Here is an 18,520-nt window from a genome sequence, read left to right as displayed (position 1 = left end):
AGGTAGAGCGCCAAGAACTAGGAATTTTCTAGATCTTGATCGATCAGATCGAAGATGTCGTCGACCGTCGCGTCCTGGAGCTGCCGCTGTGCGTCGGCCACCCCGGTGTGCTGCTCGCCGGCGGTGTTCATCAAGGTCAGCAGCTCCTGGAGCCGCCTGCGCACGCCCGAGCGGACCGTCTCCTCGGCGGTGGCGGCCGTGCCGATCACCGCCTCCAGCCGGTCGAGTTCGCCGAAGACCGACACCTCGTCCGGGCCCTGCCCGCCGGCGAGTTGGCTCCCCAGATGGCGGGCGACCGCCTCGGGGGTCGGGTGGTCGAAGACCAGGGTCGCGGGGAGGGTGAGACCGGTGTCGGCGGTGAGCAGGTTGCGCAGTTCCACCGCGGTCAGGGAGTCGAAGCCGAGGTCCCGGAACGCCAGGTCCGGCTCCACCGCCGTGGCGCCGCTGTGGCCGAGTACGGACGCCGCGTGCGCGCACACCGTGTCCACGAGCAGGCGCCGCCGTTCGTCCTCGGACAGCGTGGCCAGCTTCTCCCCGAGCGCGGACGGCTCCGCGCTCCGCCCGGCGGGCCGCCGCTCCGCGAGGGCGTCCCTGACCTCGGGCAGGTCGCCCAGCAGCGCGCTGGGCCTGCTGACGGTGAACGGGACGACGAACCGCGCCCAGTCCACGTCGGCCACGGTGACCGTGCCGTCCGCGCCGCTCAGCGCGCCGTGCAGCGCGGCGATGGCCCGGTCCGGCCGCAGCGTCATCAGGCCGCGGCGGCGCAGCCGCTCCTCGTCCCCGGTGTCGGCGACCATGCCGCCGTCGGCCCAGGGGCCCCAGGCGACGGCGGTCGCGGTGAGACCCCGGTCCCGCCGGTGTCGCGCCAGGCCGTCGAGGAAGGCGTTCGCGGCCGAGTACGCCGCCTGCCCGCCGCCTCCCCAGACGCCGGAGATGGAGGAGAAGAGCACGAAGGCGTCCAACTCCCGTTCGCCGAGCAGTTCATGGAGGTGCAGGGCGCCGAGGGCCTTCGCGGCGACCGTCGCCGCGAAGTCGCCGAGGCTCGTCTCGGCGATCATCCCCGCCTCGGCGGTGCCGGCCGCGTGGACCACGGCGTCGACAGGGTGCTGGGCGAGCAGCGCGGCCAGCGCCTCCCGGTCGGCGGCATCGCACGCGGCGACGGTCACCCGTACGCCCGCCGCCTCCAACTCCCCCTTCAGGGCGGCCACACCGGGCGCGTCGGGGCCCCGACGGCTGGTCAGCACCAGATGCTCGGCGCCCGCACCGGCGAGCCACCGAGCCACATGACCGCCCAGCGCGCCCGTACCACCCGTGATCAGCACCGTGCCGCGCGGCGACCAGGTACGGTCGCTCCGGGCCGCGGGCAGCCGCGACAGGCGCCGCGCGAACAACCCACGGTCGCGGATGGCGACCTGGTCCTCGGCCGACTGTCCGAGGACCGCGACGAGACGGCCCGCGATCCGGTCGTCGACCGTGCCGGGCAGGTCCACAAGACCGCCCCAGCGCCGCGCGTGCTCCAGCGCCGCCACTCGGCCCAGCCCCCAGACCTGGGACTGGTGGGGATCCGCCACCGTCTCGGCGGCGCTCACACCCATCGCGTTGCGGGTCACGCACCACAGCGGGGCGCCGACACCGGCGTCGCCCAGGGCCTGGACGAGCAGGACGGACAGCGCGACGCCGACGGTCAGCGCGGCGGCCGCCGGGGCGGCCTCGCCGTCGAGGGCGAGCAGCGACAGGACGCCTGCCACGCTCTCGTCGCCGATGACCCCGGCGAGTTGGGCCGTCAGCTCCGCCCGGTCCGTGGACGGCTCGACCCGGACCGGCAGCGTGGTCAGGCCCCGCTCGGCCAGCCCGCGCAGACAGGTGGTGACCCAGTCGTCGCCGAGGTGCGCGGCACTGACCGGAACCAGCCATACGCCACCGCGGGCGGGACTCTGCGGGGCGGGGTCGGGGATCGCCTTCCAGGTGATGCCGTAGCGCCAACTGTCCACTGCGGACCGCTCCTTGCGCTGCCGACGCCATGCCGACAGACGCGGGAGTACATCGCCGAAGGTGTCGCTCGCGCCGATGTCCAGGGTCTCGGCGAGGGCTTGCAGATCCTCGCGCTCCACCGTGTCCCAGAACTCGGCGTCCACCGGGTCCACCACCGTATCGGCCACAGCCTCCGGGGCGTCGACCCAGTACCGCTCGTGCTGGAACGGGTACGTCGGCAGCTCGGTCCTCCGCGCACCCGCGAAGAACACGCCCCAGTCCACCACCACGCCGTACGTGTGCAGTTGGGCCAAGGCAGTGACAAACGCCTGCCGCTCAGGACGCTCACCACGCAGCACCGGCACCGTCACGGCCTCGTCCAGGCACCCCTGCGCCATACCGCTCAGGACACCGCCCGGACCGACCTCCACGAACGTGGTGACGCCCAGGTCGTGGAGGGTCCGGACGCCGTCGGCGAAGCGGACGGCCTCGCGGACGTGCCGTACCCAGTACTCGGGGGTGTAGGGCTCGGCCAGTCGGCCGGTGAGGTTCGAAACGACGGGAATGCGCGGCTCGTTGTAGGTGAGGTCGTGGATGGCCTGCGCGAACTCCTCCAGCATCGGGTCCATCAGGGGTGAGTGGAAGGCGTGGCTGACCTTCAGCCGGGAGGTCTTGCGACCCTGAGCAGCGAACGCCTCGGCGACCGCGAGGACCGCTTCCTCCTCGCCCGAAACCACCACCGACTGCGGCCCGTTGATCGCCGCGACGCCGACGCCGTCGGTCAGCCGCGCCAGCACCTCGTCCTCGGTGGCCTGTACGGCGGCCATCGCACCGCCCGGGGGCAACGCCTGCATCAACGCGGCACGCGCCGACACCAACCTCACCGCGTCGTCCAGCGACAACACCCCGGCCACATGCGCGGCCGCGATCTCCCCCACCGAGTGCCCGGCCACGTAATCCGGCCGCACACCCCACGATTCGAGAAGCCGGAACAACGCCACCTCGACCGCGAACAGCGCCGGTTGGGCGTTCCCGGTCCGGTGCAGGGAGTCGGAGTCGACATCGAACGGCACGTCCAGGCGCGCGCACACCTCGTCGTACGCATCGGCGAACACCGGGAACGCCTCGTACAACTCACGTCCCATGCCAGGGCGTTGCGAGCCCTGGCCCGAGAACAGGAAGCCGACCTTGCCTCCCGGTCGGCCCTGGACGACTCCGGGTGAGGGTGTGCCGGCGGCCAGCAGGCCGAGTTCCCGGCGGAGTTCGGCGCTGGTCGAGCCGATGACGGCCGCCCGGTGGCGCAGGGCGCTGCGGGTGGTGGCCAGGGAGAAGCCGACGTCGGCCGGTGCGGTGTCGTCCTGTACCTGGGCCAGCAGCCGTCGTGCCTGGTCGCGCAGTGCGGCGCCGCTCTTGGCTGAGAGCAGCCAGGGCAGGAGGGCCGGGGCGGTACCCGACTCCTCGGCTTCGGCGGGCGGGGCTTGTTCGATGATGGTGTGGGCGTTGGTGCCGCTCACGCCGAAGGACGACACGGCCGCTCGGCGAGGACGGTCCGTCTCCGGCCAGTCCACGGGCTCCGTCAGCAGCCGCACCGCACCCGCCGACCAGTCCACATGCGGCGTCGGCTCATCGGCGTGCAGCGTCCGGGGCAGCACACCGTGGCGCATCGCCATGACCATCTTGATCACACCGGCCACGCCCGACGCCGCCTGGGCGTGGCCGATGTTCGACTTCAACGAGCCGAGCAGGAGCGGCCGTTCACGATCCCGCCCGTAGGTGGCGAGGAGGGCCTGTGCCTCGATCGGGTCGCCGAGCGTCGTCCCCGTACCGTGCGCCTCGACGGCGTCCACGTCGGCCGGAGTGAGCCCGGCAGAGGCGAGGGCCTGCCGGATCACCCGCTGCTGCGCCGGACCGTTGGGCGCGGTCAGACCGTTCGACGCACCGTCCTGGTTGACCGCGCTGCCGCGGACGACGGCCAGTACCTGGTGTCCGTTGCGGCGGGCGTCGGACAGCCGCTCCACCAGGAGCATGCCGACGCCCTCCGCCCACCCGGTGCCGTCGGCCCCGGCGCCGAACGCCTTGCAGCGGCCGTCGGCGGACAGTCCGCGCTGGCGGCTGAACTCCACGAAGGCGCGCGGGGTGGACATGACCATCACCCCGCCGGCCAGTGCCATGGAGCACTCGCCGCCGCGCAGCGCCTGGACCGCCCAGTGCAGGGCGACCAGGGAGGAGGAGCAGGCCGTGTCGACGGTGACGGCCGGTCCTTCCAGACCGAGGGTGTAGGCGATGCGGCCGGACATGATGCTGGCCGAGTTACCGGTGCCGAAGAAGCCCTCGGAGTCGTCGATCGCGTGGAAAGCCTGGGCGGCGTAGTCCTGGTAGCCGGAGCCGACGAAGACTCCGGTACGGCTGCCCCGTACCGACTCCGCGTCGATACCGGCCCGTTCGAACGTCTCCCACGTCGTCTCCAGCAGCAACCGCTGCTGCGGATCCATCGCCACGGCCTCACGCGGCGAGATCCCGAAGAACCCGGGATCGAACTCCCCCGCGTCGTAAAGGAATCCACCGTGCCGCGTGTATGTCTTGCCCGCGGCGTCCGGGTCCGGGTCGTAGATGCCGTCCACGTCCCAGCCGCGGTCCGCCGGGAACTCACCGACCGCGTCACCACCGGAGGCCACCAGCCGCCACAGGTCCTCGGGCGAACGCACCCCGCCCGGATACCGGCACGCCATGCCGACGATCGCGATGGGTTCGTCGTCCGCGGCGGGTGCGGTGACCGTCTCCTGGGCGATGGCCGCCGGGGTGCGGCCGGTGAGCTCGGTGCGCAACTGCCGTGCGACCGCCTGGGCGTTGGGGTGGTCGAAGACCAGGGTGGTGGGCAGGGCGAGGCCGGTCTCGGTGGTGAGCCTGTTGCGCAGTTCGACAGCGGTCAGGGAGTCGAAGCCGAGGTCCTTGAAGGCCCGGTCGGCCTCGACCTCGCCGATGCCGCTGTGCCCGAGGACGGCCGCCGCGTGGGTGCGGACGAGGTCCACCAGCAGGGCGTGCTGTTCGGTCTCGGACACCTTGGTGAGGCGCTCGGCCAGGGGCGAGGCGGTGGCCGTTCCGGGTTCGCCGGCCGCGCTGTCCGCGGTGCGGATCCGCTCGGCCTGCGGGAGGTCGCCGAGCAGGGCGCTCGGGCGGCCCATGGTGAACGGGGGCAGAAACCGCTCCCAGTCGATGTCGGCCACCATGGTGGTCGCCGCGCCGGAGTGCAGCGCCCGTGCGAGTCCGGCCACGGCGAGCGCGGCGGGCATCGGGAGCAGGCCGCGGCGGCGCAGCCGTTCGTCCGCGCCGTCGCCCTCGGCCATGCCGCCGCCCGCCCAGGGGCCCCAGGCCACGGCGGTCGCCGGCAGTCCTCGGGCGCGGCGGCGTTCGGCGAGTCCGTCGAGCAGGGCGTTGGCCGCCGCGTACGCGGCCTGGTGGCCGCTGCCCCACACACCGGCGATGGACGAGAAGAGCACGAAGGCGTCGAGCTCCCGGCCGTCGAGCAGCGCGTCGAGGTGCAGGGCACCCGCAGCCTTCGCGGAGAGTACGCCGGCGAAGGCGCCCGGCGTCATGGTCTCCAGCGGGTCCAGGTGATCCACTCCCGCGGTGTGGACGACGGCGTTCACCGGGTGCTCGGCGAGCAGCGCGGCCAGCGCCTCACGGTCGGCGACATCGCAGGCGACGACGGTCACCCGTACGCCCGCCGCCTCCAACTCCCCCTTCAGGGCGGCCACACCGGGCGCGTCGGGGCCCCGACGGCTGGTCAGCACCAGATGCTCGGCGCCCGCACCGGCGAGCCACCGGGCCACATGCCCGCCCAGCGCACCCTTACCACCCGTGATCAGCACCGTGCCGCGCGGCGACCACCCGTGAGTGGTGCCGGTGTCGCGGTGGGCGGTGGCCTGGGTGAGCCTGCGGCCGAAGGCGCCTCGGGCGCGGATGGCGACCTGGTCCTCGGCCGACTGGGTGAGGACCGCGGCGAGACGGTCGATGGCCCGGTCGTCGATCGTGTCCGGGAGGTCGATCAGGCCGCCCCAGCGCCGCGCGTGTTCCAGCGCGGCGACCCGGCCCAGGCCCCAGACGGCGTGCTGGGTGGCGCTCGGCACCGGGTCCGCACGCCCTGTGGACATGGCGGACCTGGTCAGTGCCCACAGCGGGGCGGCAACGCCCGCGTCGCCCAGGGCCTGGACGAGCGCGAGGGTCAGCGCGGTGCCGACGGAAAGGACCGGGTGGTCGGCATGGGGGCTCTCGTCGGTGCCGAGGAGCGAGATCACACCGCCGACCGCGAAGTCCCGGACGGCATCGGTGAGTTGGCGCAGCAGTGCGTCCCGGTCGGCGGCGGGGTCGACGGTGACCGGGATCAGCCGGGCGCCACGGGCGGCGAGCCCGTCGGCGACGGCGGACGTCCAGGCGGCCTCGGCCGGCCGATCCTCGGCGGCCGTCGCATCGTCCGTGCCGGTCTGCCCCTGGGTGGTCAAGAACAGCCAGTCACCCGGAAGTTCATGGTTCCGCAGACCGCTGAGCGGCTTCCAGCTCGTGCGGTAGGACCAGCCTTCCACGGCGGACTCCTGGCGCCGCCGCCGGCGCCACGCGGACAGCCGGGGCAGCACCGTGTCCAGTTGCCCGGCGGGCAGGTCGAGGGTGGCGGCGAGGGACTGGGCGTCCTCGCGCTCCACGGTCTCCCAGAACCCGGCCTCCACGGCGTCGGTCGGCGCGGCGGCGGCTGTGGGCGCGGTGGTGCGGAGCCAGTACCGCTGGTGCTGGAAGGCGTAGGTGGGCAGTTCGGCGCGCCGGGCGCCGCGCCCGGCGAAGAACGCCGCCCAGTCGACAGGGACGCCGAGCACATGCAGGCGCGCGACCGCGCCGGTGATCGCCCCGGACTCCGGACTGCCGGACCGTGTGCAGGGTACGGTGACCGCGCCGTCCAGGCAGCCCTGGGCCATGGCGCTCAGCACCCCGCCGGGTCCGGTCTCCACGAATGTGGTGACGCCCAGCTCGCCCAAGGTGCGGATGCCGTCGGCGAAGCGCACGGCCTCGCGGACGTGCCGGACCCAGTAGCCCGGGGTGTACGTGTCGATGAGTTCGCCGGTGAGGTCGGAGACGACGGGTGTCCGGGGCGTCTCGAAGCGCAGTCCGCCGACGACGCGGGCGAAGTCCGCCAGCACGGGGTCCATCAGCGGCGAGTGGAACGCGTGACTCACCGTGAGCCGGGACGTCTTGCGGCCCTGGCGGGTGAAGACCTCCGCGATCCCCAGCACGGCGTCCTCGGCTCCGGAGACCACGACGGACTCGGGGCCGTTGACCGCCGCGATGTCGCTGTCCTCGGTGAGGTGCGGCCGTACCTCTTCCTCGGTGGCCTGTACGGCGACCATCGCACCGCCCGCGGGCAGAGCCTGCATCAGCGCGGCGCGGGCGGTCACGAGTGTGGCCGCGTCCGCCAGCGAGAGGGCCCCGGCGACGTGCGCGGCGGCGATCTCACCAACGGAGTGTCCGGCCAGGTAGTCCGGTCGGACGCCCCAGGACTCCAGCAGGTGATGGACGGCGACCTCGTGCGCGAACAGGGCGGGCTGGGTGAAGGCGGTGCGGTTCAGCTGCGCGCCGTCCTCGTGGCCGTTCTCGCCGAAGGCCACGTCCCGCAGCGGCCGGTCCAGGTGCCGGTCGAGATGGGCGCACGCCTCGTCGTAGGCGGCCGCGAAGACCGGGAAGGCGTCGTACAGTTCCCGTCCCATGCCGACGCGCTGGGAGCCCTGGCCCGAGAACAGGAAGCCGACCTGGCCGGTGTCGGCGCGGCCGAGGGCGATGCCAGGGGCGGGTGCGCCGGTGGCCAGGGCGCGCAGGCCCTCGGCGATCCGGTCGTGGTCGGCGCCGACCACGGCGGCACGGTGCTCCAGGGCGGCCCGCGTGGTGGCCAGCGAGAACCCGATGTCGGTGAGGGAGGGTGCGGCGCCGTCGGCGACCAGGGTGAGCAGGCGTTCGGCCTGGGCGCGCAGTGCGGCCTCGGTCTTGCCGGACAGCACCAAGGGCACGGCCGGGGAGGTGACCTCGACCGGTGCGGCGGCGGCCGGTGCGGCCATCGGTGCCTGTTCGATGATGGTGTGGGCGTTGGTGCCGCTCACACCGAAGGAGGAGATCGCGGCCCGGCGCGGACGGCCCGTCTCCGGCCAGTCCACGCCATCCGTCAGCAGTTGCACCGCACCCGCCGACCAATCCACATGCGGCGTCGGCTCATCGGCATGCAACGTCCGGGGCAGCACACCGTGGCGCATCGCCATGACCATCTTGATCACACCGGCCACACCGGACGCCGCCTGGGCATGGCCGATGTTGGACTTCAACGAGCCCAGCAGCAACGGCCGTTCGCGATCCTGCCCGTAGGTGGCGAGAAGCGCCTGCGCCTCGATCGGGTCGCCCAGCTTCGTGCCCGTACCGTGCGCCTCCACGGCGTCCACATCACCCGGCGTGAGCCCGGCGGAGGCGAGAGCCTGCCGGATCACCCGCTGCTGCGCCGGACCGTTGGGCGCGGTCAGACCGTTCGACGCACCGTCCTGGTTGACCGCGCTGCCCCGCACGACCGCGAGGACGTCGTGACCGTTGCGGACGGCGTCGGACAGGCGCTCCACCAGCACCACGCCCACGCCCTCCGCCCAGCCGGTGCCGTCGGCTCCGGCGCCGAACGCCTTGCAGCGGCCGTCGGCGGACAGTCCGCGCTGGCGGCTGAACTCCACGAACGCGGCCGGTACGGCCATGACGTTGACGCCGCCCGCGACGGCCATGGTGCTCTCGCCGCCCCGCAGCGACTGGATGGCCAGATGCAGGGCGACCAGCGACGACGAGCAGGCCGTGTCGACGGTGACGGCCGGGCCCTCCAGGCCGAACGAGTAGGCCACGCGCCCGGAGACGACGCTTGCGGCGCTGCCGGTGAGCAGATGGCCCTCGACGCCCTCGGGGACCTCCGGGAGGCCGGCACCGTAGCCCTGGTAGGACATGCCGACGAACACACCCGTGCGGCTGCCCTTCATGGCGGCCGGGTCGATGCCGGCCCGCTCGAACGCCTCCCACGTGGCTTCGAGCAGCAGCCGCTGCTGGGGGTCCATCGCGAGCGCCTCGCGCGGAGAGATCCCGAACAGCGCGGCGTCGAAGTCACCCGCGTCGTAGAGGAATCCACCGTCACGCGCGTACGTCCTGCCCGGGGTGCCCGGGTCGGGGTCGTAGAGGCCCTCGATGTCCCAGCCGCGGTCCTCGGGGAAGCCGGAGATCGCGTCGCCGCCGGAGGTCACGAGCCGCCACAGGTCCTCGGGGGAGCCGACGCCGCCGGGGAGGCGGCAGCTCATGGCCACGATGGCGATGGGTTCGTCGCCGTCGGCGGCCACCCGCCGCTCGGGCCCCGCGGTGTCCTGTGCCCCGAGCAGTTCGGTGCGCAGGAAGTGGGCCAGGGCGGTGGCGTTGGGGTAGTCGAAGACCAGTGTGGTGGGCAGTTTCAGGCCGGTGTCGGCCGTGAGCTTGTCGCGCAGTTCGACGGCGGTCAGGGAGTCGAAGCCGAGGTCGTTGAAGGCCCGGCCCGCTTCCACGGCCGCGCTGCCGTCGTGACCGAGCACGGCGGCGGCGTGACCGCGGACGAGGTCCACCAGGGCGCGGTCCCGTTCGCCCGCCGACAGTCCGGCCAGTCGTGCGGCGAGCGCGTTGCCCGCCTCGGCGCCACCGGCGGCCGGACCCTCCAGGGCGTGAGCCGCCTCGGGCACATCGGCGAACAGGGCGCTGGGCCGGGTGACGGTGAAGGGGCCGATGAACCGCTGCCAGTCGAAGTCCGCGACGGTGAGCGCGGTCTCGTCGTCGGCCAGGGCTTGTCGGAGCGCGGAGAGCGCGAGGGCGGGGCGCATCGGCGGCAGTCCGCGGCGGAGCAGCATCTCCTCGCCGTCGCCGACCCCGGCCATGCCGCCGTCGGCCCAGCCGCCCCAGGAGACGGCGAGCGCGGTGCGTCCGCGTGCCCGCCGGTGCTCGGCGAGGGCGTCCAGGTAGGCGTTGGCCGCGGCGTAGGCGGACTGGCTTGCGCCGCCCCAGATGCCGGCGCCCGAGGAGAACAGGACGAAGGCGTCGAGTTCCTGATCGGCCAGCAGTTCGTCCAGGTGGGCGGCGCCCGCGGCCTTCGCGGACACCGTACGGGCGAACCCGGCCGGGTCGCTGTCCTCGATCATGGTGTGGTCGCCGACGCCCGCGGTGTGGACGACGGCCTTCACCGGGTGCTCGGCGAGCAGCGCGGCCAGCGCCTCCCGGTCGGCGACATCGCAGGCGACGACGGTCACCCGTACGCCCTCCGCCTCCAACTCCCCCTTCAGGACGGCCGCACCGGGCGCGTCGAGGCCACGACGGCTCGTCAGCAGCAGATGCTCGGCGCCCGCACCGGCGAGCCACCGGGCCACATGACCGCCCAGCGCACCCGTACCACCCGTGATCAGCACCGTGCCGCGCGGCGACCACTCCTGTGCGGGATCGGTGGCGCGGGTGGCGCGGACGACTCGGCGCCCGTGGACGCCGGAGGCGCGGATCGCCACCTGGTCCTCGGTCCGCTGGCCGAGGACGGCGGTCAGACGGGCCGCGGCACGGGCGTCCAGCACGTCGGGCAGGTCGATCAACCCGCCCCAGCGGCGCGGATGTTCGAGCGCAGCGGCCCGGCCGAAGCCCCACACCTGGGACTGGAGCGGGCGGTCGAGGCGGTCGGCGCGGCCGGTGGCCACCGCGCCGCGCGTGGCGCACCACAGCGGGGCGTCCACACCCGCGTCGCCGAGCGCCTGCGTCAGGCAGAGGGTCGCGGCGAGGCCGTACGACAGACCGGGCTGCCCGGCCGAGGCGGTCTCGTCCTCGGCGAGCAGGGAGAGCACTCCGGTCACCGGGCCGATGTCGGCCAGTTCGCGGGCCAGTGTGCGGCGGTCGGTGTCGGGTCCGGCGACGAGCGTGACCGTCGTCGCGCCGTGGTCGGTGAGGGCGGTGCGGACCGCGGCGGTCCACTCGCTCTCCCCGGCCACCACGAGCAGCCAGGTCCCGGCCGGGCCGGGTTGCGGGAGCGCGCCGAGCGGCTTCCAGGTGACGCGGTAGCGCCAGCCGCCGACCACGGACCGCTCGCGGCGCTGCCGGCGCCACGCGGACAGCCGGGGCAGGAGCGCGTTGAGCGAGGCGTCCGTGCTCACGCCGAGGGTCGCGGCCAGGGATGCGGCGTCCTCGCGCTCGACGCTGTCCCAGAAACCGGAGTCCGCCGCGTCGGCCGGGGCTCCGACGCCGGCCGGCTCCGCGTCGCCCTCCAGCCAGTAGCGCTGGCGCTGGAAGGCGTAGGTGGGCAGGGTGACGCGGTGGGCGCCGGGGATGAGGGACTGCCAGTCGGGGGTCTCGCCGCGTACGTACAGTTCGGCGAGCGCGGCGACGACGGCCTGCCGCTCGGGACGGTCGCCGCGCAGGGCGGGCACGGCCGCGGTGTCGTCCAGGCAGCCCTGCGCCAGGGCGGTGAGGACGCCGCCGGGGCCGATCTCCACGAAGGTGGTCACGCCCAACTCGTGCAGGGTGTGCACACCGTCGGCGAAGCGGACCGCCTCGCGGACGTGCCGTACCCAGTACTCCGGGGTGTACGACTCGGCGACCCGGCCGGTCAGGTTCGAAACGACCGGAATACGCGGCTCGTTGAAGTACAGGTCCTGGATGGCCTGCGCGAACTCCTCCAGTATCGGTTCCATCAGCGGCGAGTGGAACGCGTGGCTGACCTTCAGCCGGGACGTCCTGCGACCCTGAGCGGCGAACGCCTCGGCGACGGCGCGCACTTCCTCCTCCGCGCCCGAAATCACGACCGACCGAGGCCCGTTGACCGCCGCGACACCGACGCCGTCGGTCAGCCGCGCCAGCACCTCGTCCTCGCCGGCCTGTACGGCGACCATCGCACCGCCGCCCGGCAACGCCTGCATCAACGCGGCACGCGCCGACACCAACTTCGCCGCGTCGTCCAGCGACAGCACCCCGGCCACATGCGCGGCAGCGATCTCGCCCACCGAGTGACCGGCCACGTAGTCCGGCCGCACACCCCACGATTCAAGGAGCCGGAACAACGCCACCTCGACCGCGAACAAGGCCGGTTGGGCGTTCCCGGTCCGGTGCAGGGACTCGGAGTCGACATCGAACGGCACGTCCAGGCGCGCGCACACCTCGTCGTACGCATCGGCGAACACCGGGAACTCCTCGTACAACTCACGGCCCATACCCAGGCGTTGCGAGCCCTGCCCCGAGAACAGGAAGCCGACCTTGCCCGTCGCCCGGGCGCGCCCGGTGACGACGTTCGCGGCTGGTTCGCCGGTGGCGAGGGCGGTGAGGGCGTGGCGGAGTTCTTCCGGGGTCTGGGCCAGGAGTACGGCGCGGTCCTCGAAGGTCTCGCGGGCGGCCAGGGAGTAGCCGATGTCGGGGGCGGTCCAGCCGTCCTTCGCGTCGAGGTGGCCGGCGAGCCGGGCCGCCTGTGCGCGCAGTGCGGGCTCTCCCTTGCCGGACAGGATCCACGGCACGGGTGCGCCGGAGTCCGGGGTCGGGGGCAACTCGGCTGCCGCGTGGGCCTGTTCGATGATGGTGTGGGCGTTGGTGCCGCTCACCCCGAAGGACGACACGGCGGCCCGGCGAGGACGGTCCGTCTCCGGCCAGTCCACGGGCTCCGTCAGCAGCCGCACCGCACCCGCCGACCAGTCCACATGCGGCGTCGGCTCATCGGCGTGCAGCGTCCGGGGCAGCACACCGTGGCGCATCGCCATGACCATCTTGATCACACCGGCCACGCCCGACGCCGCCTGGGCGTGGCCGATGTTCGACTTCAACGAGCCGAGCAGGAGCGGCCGTTCACGATCCTGTCCGTAGGTGGCGAGGAGGGCCTGTGCCTCGATCGGGTCGCCGAGCGTCGTCCCCGTACCGTGCGCCTCGACGGCGTCCACGTCGGCCGGGGTGAGCCCGGCGGAGGCGAGGGCCTGCCGGATGACCCGCTGCTGCGCCGGACCGTTGGGCGCGGTCAGGCCGTTGGACGCGCCGTCCTGGTTCACGGCGCTCCCGCGGACCACCGCGAGCACCTCATGGCCGTGACGCACGGCGTCGGACAGGCGCTCCACGAGCACCACGCCCACGCCCTCGGACCAGCCGGTGCCGTCCGCGTCCGCGCCGAAGGCCCGGCAGCGGCCGTCGGGTGACAGGCCGCGCTGGCGGCTGAACTCCACGAAGACGTTGGGGCTGGCCATGACGGTGACGCCGCCGGCCAGGGCCATCGTGCACTCGCCGCTCCGCAGCGACTGCATGGCCAGGTGCAGGGCGACCAGGGAGGAGGAGCAGGCGGTGTCGATGGTGACGGCGGGGCCTTCGAGGCCGAAGGTGTAGGCGACCCGGCCGGAGACCACGCTGGAGGCGCCGCCGACGAGCCGGTGCCCCTCGACGCCTTCGGGCGTGCGGTGCGCATCGGCGCCGTAGCCCTGGTAGGCCATGCCGACGAAGACGCCGGTGCGGCTGCCGCGCAGTTGTCCGGGGGCGATCCCGGCGCGTTCGAAGGCCTCCCACGAGGTCTCCAGGAACAGGCGCTGCTGGGGGTCCATGGCCAGGGCCTCGCGCGGGGAGATCCCGAAGAAGCCCGCGTCGAAGTCGGTGGCGTCGTAGAGGAATCCGCCGTCGCGGGCGTAGGTCTTGCCGGGGCGCTCGGGGTCCGGGTCGTAGAGCCCGTCGACGTCCCAGCCGCGGTCGGCCGGGAACTCGGCGATGGCGTCGCCGCCGGATGCCACCAGGTCCCACAGGGCCTCGGGCGAGTCGACGCCGCCGGGCAGGTGGCAGCTCATCGCGACGATCGCGATGGGCTCGTCGTCGCCGGCGGGCGCCGCCTGCGGGTCCTGCGGTACGGCGCTCCGCGCGCCGAGGAGTTCACTCTCCAGGAAGCGGGCGAGCGCGGTGGCGCTGGGGTGGTCGAAGACCAGGGTGGGCGGCAGGGCGAGACCGGTGGCCGCGTTGACCTTGTCGCGGAGTTCGACGGCGGTCAGGGAGTCGAAGCCGAGGTCCTTGAAGGCCCGGTCGGGCTCGATCTCGCCGATGCCGCTGTGGCCGAGGACGGCCGCGACATGCGCGCGGACCAGGTCGAGCAGGGCCCGGGTGCGCTCGGCCTCGGGCAGTCCGGCGAGCCGGTCCGTCAGGGGCCCGGCGCCGGTCCCGGCGTCGGCGGGCGCCGCGGCGGTGCGGGCACGGCGCACCTCGGGCACCTCGGACAGCAGGGCGCTGGGGCGGCCGAGGGTGAACGGTCCGATGAACCGTTCCCATGCCATGTCGGCCACGACGACCGCGGTGTCGTCGCAGTCCAGGGCGCGCTGGACCGCGGTCACGGCGAGTGCGGGGGGCAGGGTGACGACGCCCCGGCGGCGCAGGTGTTCCTCGTCGGCGTCGGTGACCATGCCGCCGTCGGCCCAGGGGCCCCAGGCGATCGCGGTGGCGGTCAGGCCCCGGGCCCGGCGCCGGGCGGCGAGCCCGTCGAGGTGGGCGTTGGCGGCGGCGTAGGCGGTCTGGCCGCCGCTGCCCCACACGCCGGCGATGGAGGAGAAGAGCACGAAGGCGTCCAGCTCGCGGTCGCCGAGCAGTTCGTCCAGGTGGGTGGCGCCGTGGGCCTTCGCCGCGAGGGCCCGGGCGAAGTCGGCCGGTGTCAGTTCGTCGAAGGGGGTGAACTGGGGGACGCCCGCGGCGTGGAAGACGGCGGTGAAGCTGTGTTCGGAGAGCAGGGCCGCGACCGCGTCGCGGTCGGCGACGTCGCAGGCGGCGAGGGTGACGCGGGCGCCCAGTTCCTCCAGTTCGGCGCTGAGCGCGGGCGCGCCGGGGGCGTCGGCGCCCCGGCGGCTGGTGAGCACCAGGTGCTCGGCGCCCGCACGCGCGAGCCAGCGGGCGAGGTGCCCGCCGAGGGCGCCGGTGCCGCCGGTGATCAGGACGGTGCCGCGCGGCGACCACGTCCGGGTGGTGGCGCCGCGGGCGTGGTCGAGCCGGGCGGTGAACACGCCGGAGGCGCGGACGGCGACCTGGTCCTCCCACTCCCCCGTACCGGTGCCGTGGGCGAGTACGGCGGCGACCCGCCCGGCGGCGCGCTCGTCCACGGTGGCGGGCAGGTCGATCAGGCCTCCCCAGCGGTGGGGGTGCTCCAGGGCCAGGGTGCGGCCGAGGCCCCACACCTGGTTCTGTACGGCGCTGAGCGCGGCGTCGTCGAAGCGGCCGGTGGCGGCCGCGCCACGGGTGGCGCACCACAGCGGGGCGTCGATGTCCGCGTCGCCCAGCGCCTGTGCCAGGGCCACCGTCCGGGCGAGGCCCCGGGAGAGCGCGGGGTGCTCGGGCGTGGCGGTCTCGTCGGTGGCGAGCAACGACAGGACGCCGTCGAGCGGTCCGGCTTCCGCCGCGGCCCGGGTCAGCTCACCCGCCAGCCGGGCGCGGTCGGCGCTCGCGCCGACCGTCAGCGGGACCAGTCGCGCGCCGCGTCCGGCGAGAGCCGTGCGAACCGCCTCGGCCCACTCGTCGCCCTCGGGCGCGGCGAACAGCCAGGTGCGGTCGAAGAGATCGCCCCCGGACAGGCCGTTCAGCGGCTGCCAGGTCAGCTGGTAGCGCCGGCCGTCCACGGCGGACTGCTCGCGCCTTCGGCGTCGCCAGGCGGACAACTTCGGTACGACGACGTCCAGTTCGCCGGGGCTCAGCTCCAGTGTCGCGGCGAGGGACTCGGCGTCCTCGCGCTCGACGCTCGCCCAGAAGTCGGCGTCGACCGCGTCCACGGCGGCCGTCTCGGCTTCGGGGGTCTCCAGCCAGTAGCGCTGCTGCTGGAAGGCGTAGGTGGGCAGGTCGACGCGGCGGGCGCCCGGGAGGAGGGCCTGCCAGTCGGGGGACGTGCCGTGGGCGTGCAGTTCGGCGAGCGCGGTGACGACGGCCCGGGGTTCGGGGCGGTCGGCGCGGAGCACGGGGACGGTGACGATGCCGTCCGCGCAGCCCTGGGCCATGCCGCTGAGGACACCGCCGGGACCGATCTCCACGAAGGTGGTCACGCCCAGCTCGTGCAGGGTCCGGACACCGTCGGCGAAGCGGACCGCCTCGCGGACATGCCGTACCCAGTACTCCGGGGTGTACGGCTCGGCCAGCCGCCCGGTGAGGTTCGAGACGACCGGGATCCGCGGCTCGTCGAAGGTGAGTTCGCTGATCGCTCGCGCGAACTCCTCAAGGATCGGATCCATCAACGGCGAATGGAACGCGTGACTGACCTTCAGCCGGGATGTCTTACGCCCCTGGCCGGCGAACAGCTCCGCGACGGCGAGGACCGCCTCCTCGGTGCCCGAAACCACCACCGAACGGGGGCCGTTGACCGCCGCGACACCGACCTCGTCGGTGAGATGCGGCAGCACCTCGTCCTCCGTCGCCTGTACGGCGACCATCGCGCCGCCCTCGGGGAGCGCCTGCATCAGCGCGGCACGCGCCGACACCAGTTTCGCCGCGTCCTGAAGCGACAGCACACCCGCCACATGCGCGGCGGCGATCTCGCCGACCGAGTGCCCGGCCACGTAGTCCGGCCGGACGCCCCACGACTCCAGCAGCCGGAACAGGGCCACTTCGAGGGCGAACAGCGCCGGCTGGGTGTGCCCGGTGCGGTTCAGCTGCTCCGCGTCCGCGTCGAGCGTGACGTCGAGGTGGGCGCGGATCTCGTCGTAGGCGGCGGCGAACGCGGGGAAGGCGTCGTAGAGTTCGCGGCCCATGCCGAACCGCTGCGAGCCCTGACCGGAGAAGAGGAACCCGGTCCTCTCGCCGAGGCGGCCGGTGTTCTGCACGACGGCCGCGGAGGGTACGCCTGACGCCAACGCCCGTACGCCCTCGGTGAGTTCTTCCAGGCTCTCGCCGACGACGGCCGCCCTGCGGTCCCAGGCGGTGCGGGTCGTGGCGAGGGAGTAGCCGATGTCGGCCGGTGCGCAGCTGGGGCCGCGGTCCTCCAGGAAGGCGAGCAGGCGCTGGGCCTGGGCGCGCAGCGCCGCCTCGCTCTTCGCCGAGAGCACCCATGGCCGTACACCGGTGGCGGGGGCCTCGGCCGGTTCGGTGGCGGGTTCCTCGTCGGGGGCCGGGGCCTGCTCGATGATCGTGTGCGCGTTGGTGCCGCTGACGCCGAAGGACGAGACGGCGGCGCGGCGGGGGTGGTCGGTCCCGGGCCAGTCGACGGCCTCGGTGAGCAGTCGTACGCCGCCCGCCGTCCAGTCGACCTGGTCGGTCGGCTCGGCCACGTGCAGCGTCCGCGGCAGGACGCCGTTGCGGATGGCCATCACCATCTTGATGACCCCGGCGACACCGGAGGCCGCCTGGGTGTGCCCGATGTTGGACTTGACGGATCCGAGCCACAGCGGCCGGTCCGCCGGGTGCTCCTGGCCGTATGTGGCGAGCAGCGCCTCCGCCTCGATCGGGTCGCCGAGGGTGGTGGCCGTGCCGTGTGCCTCGACCGCGTCGACCTGGGAGGCGGTCAGGCGCGCGTTCTCCAGCGCCTGCCGGATCACCCGTTCCTGCGACGGGCCGTTCGGGGCGGTGAGGCCGTTGGAGGCGCCGTCCTGGTTGACGGCGCTGCCACGGATGACGGCGAGCACGTCATGGCCGAGCCGGCGGGCGTCGGACAGCCGCTCCAGCAGCAGGACGCCGACGCCCTCGGACATGCCGGTGCCGTCGGCGGTGGCGGAGAACGCGCGGCAGCGGCCGTCGGGCGACAGGCCGCGCTGGGCGCTGAACGCGACGAAGGTGTTCGGGGTGGCCATCACGGTGGCACCGCCCGCCAGCGCGAGCGAGCACTCGCCGCGACGCAGCGCCTGGGCGGCCAGGTGGAGCGCGACCAGTGAGGACGAGCAGGCCGTGTCGACAGTGACCGCGGGGCCTTCGAGGCCGAGGGCGTAGGAGATGCGGCCGGAGATCACGGCGGCGGTGTTCGCGGTGACGAGGTGGGCCTCGATGTCGCCGTCGTCCGGCCGCTGGAGGTAGGCGTGGTCCTGCCCGTTGGTGCCGACGAACACACCGGCCCGGGTGCCGCGCGCGGTGGTGGGGTCGATGCCCGCGCGTTCCAGGGCCTCCCAGGAGGTCTCCAGGAGCAGCCGCTGCTGCGGGTCCATGACCAGGGCCTCACGCGGCGAGATCCCGAAGAACGCGGGGTCGAACTCCCCCGCCCCGTCGAGGAATCCGCCCTCGCGCACATAGCTGCGGCCGGTCCGTCCGGGCTCGGGGTCGTAGAGGGTATCGAGGTCCCAGCCCCGGTCGGTGGGGAATCCGGAGATGCCGTCGCCGCCCGAGGCGACAAGGCGCCACAGGTCCTCGGGGGAGGCGACGCCGCCCGGGTAGCGGCAGGCCATACCGACGATGGCGACCGGCTCGGTGTCCTTCGCCTCCAGCTCACCCAGCTGCCTGCGGGTCTGGCGCAGGTCCACCATCACGCGCTTGAGGTAGTCCCTGAGCTTGTCGTCGTTCGACATGTTTTACGTCCTCGGTAGCAGTGCGTGAGAGAGGT

The 18,520-nt window shown here is 73.9% G+C and carries 1 protein-coding gene; it reads right to left on the bottom strand.

Features of this window, described 5'->3' with window-relative positions; translation table 11 throughout:
* Positions 1-17 precede the first annotated feature (17 nt).
* Positions 18-18,485: a type I polyketide synthase gene (locus HEP81_RS37570; protein WP_190276074.1), complete on the bottom strand. Its 18,468-nt coding sequence runs from the start codon at positions 18,483-18,485 to the stop codon at positions 18-20.
* Between the last annotated feature and the right edge of the window lie 35 nt (positions 18,486-18,520).

The sequence above is a fragment of the Streptomyces griseofuscus genome (genome assembly GCF_014673495.1).
Lineage (GTDB): Bacteria > Actinomycetota > Actinomycetes > Streptomycetales > Streptomycetaceae > Streptomyces > Streptomyces murinus.
The sequence above is the reverse complement of the archived record's forward strand: the minus strand, read 5'-3'. Positions and strand labels throughout refer to the sequence as shown.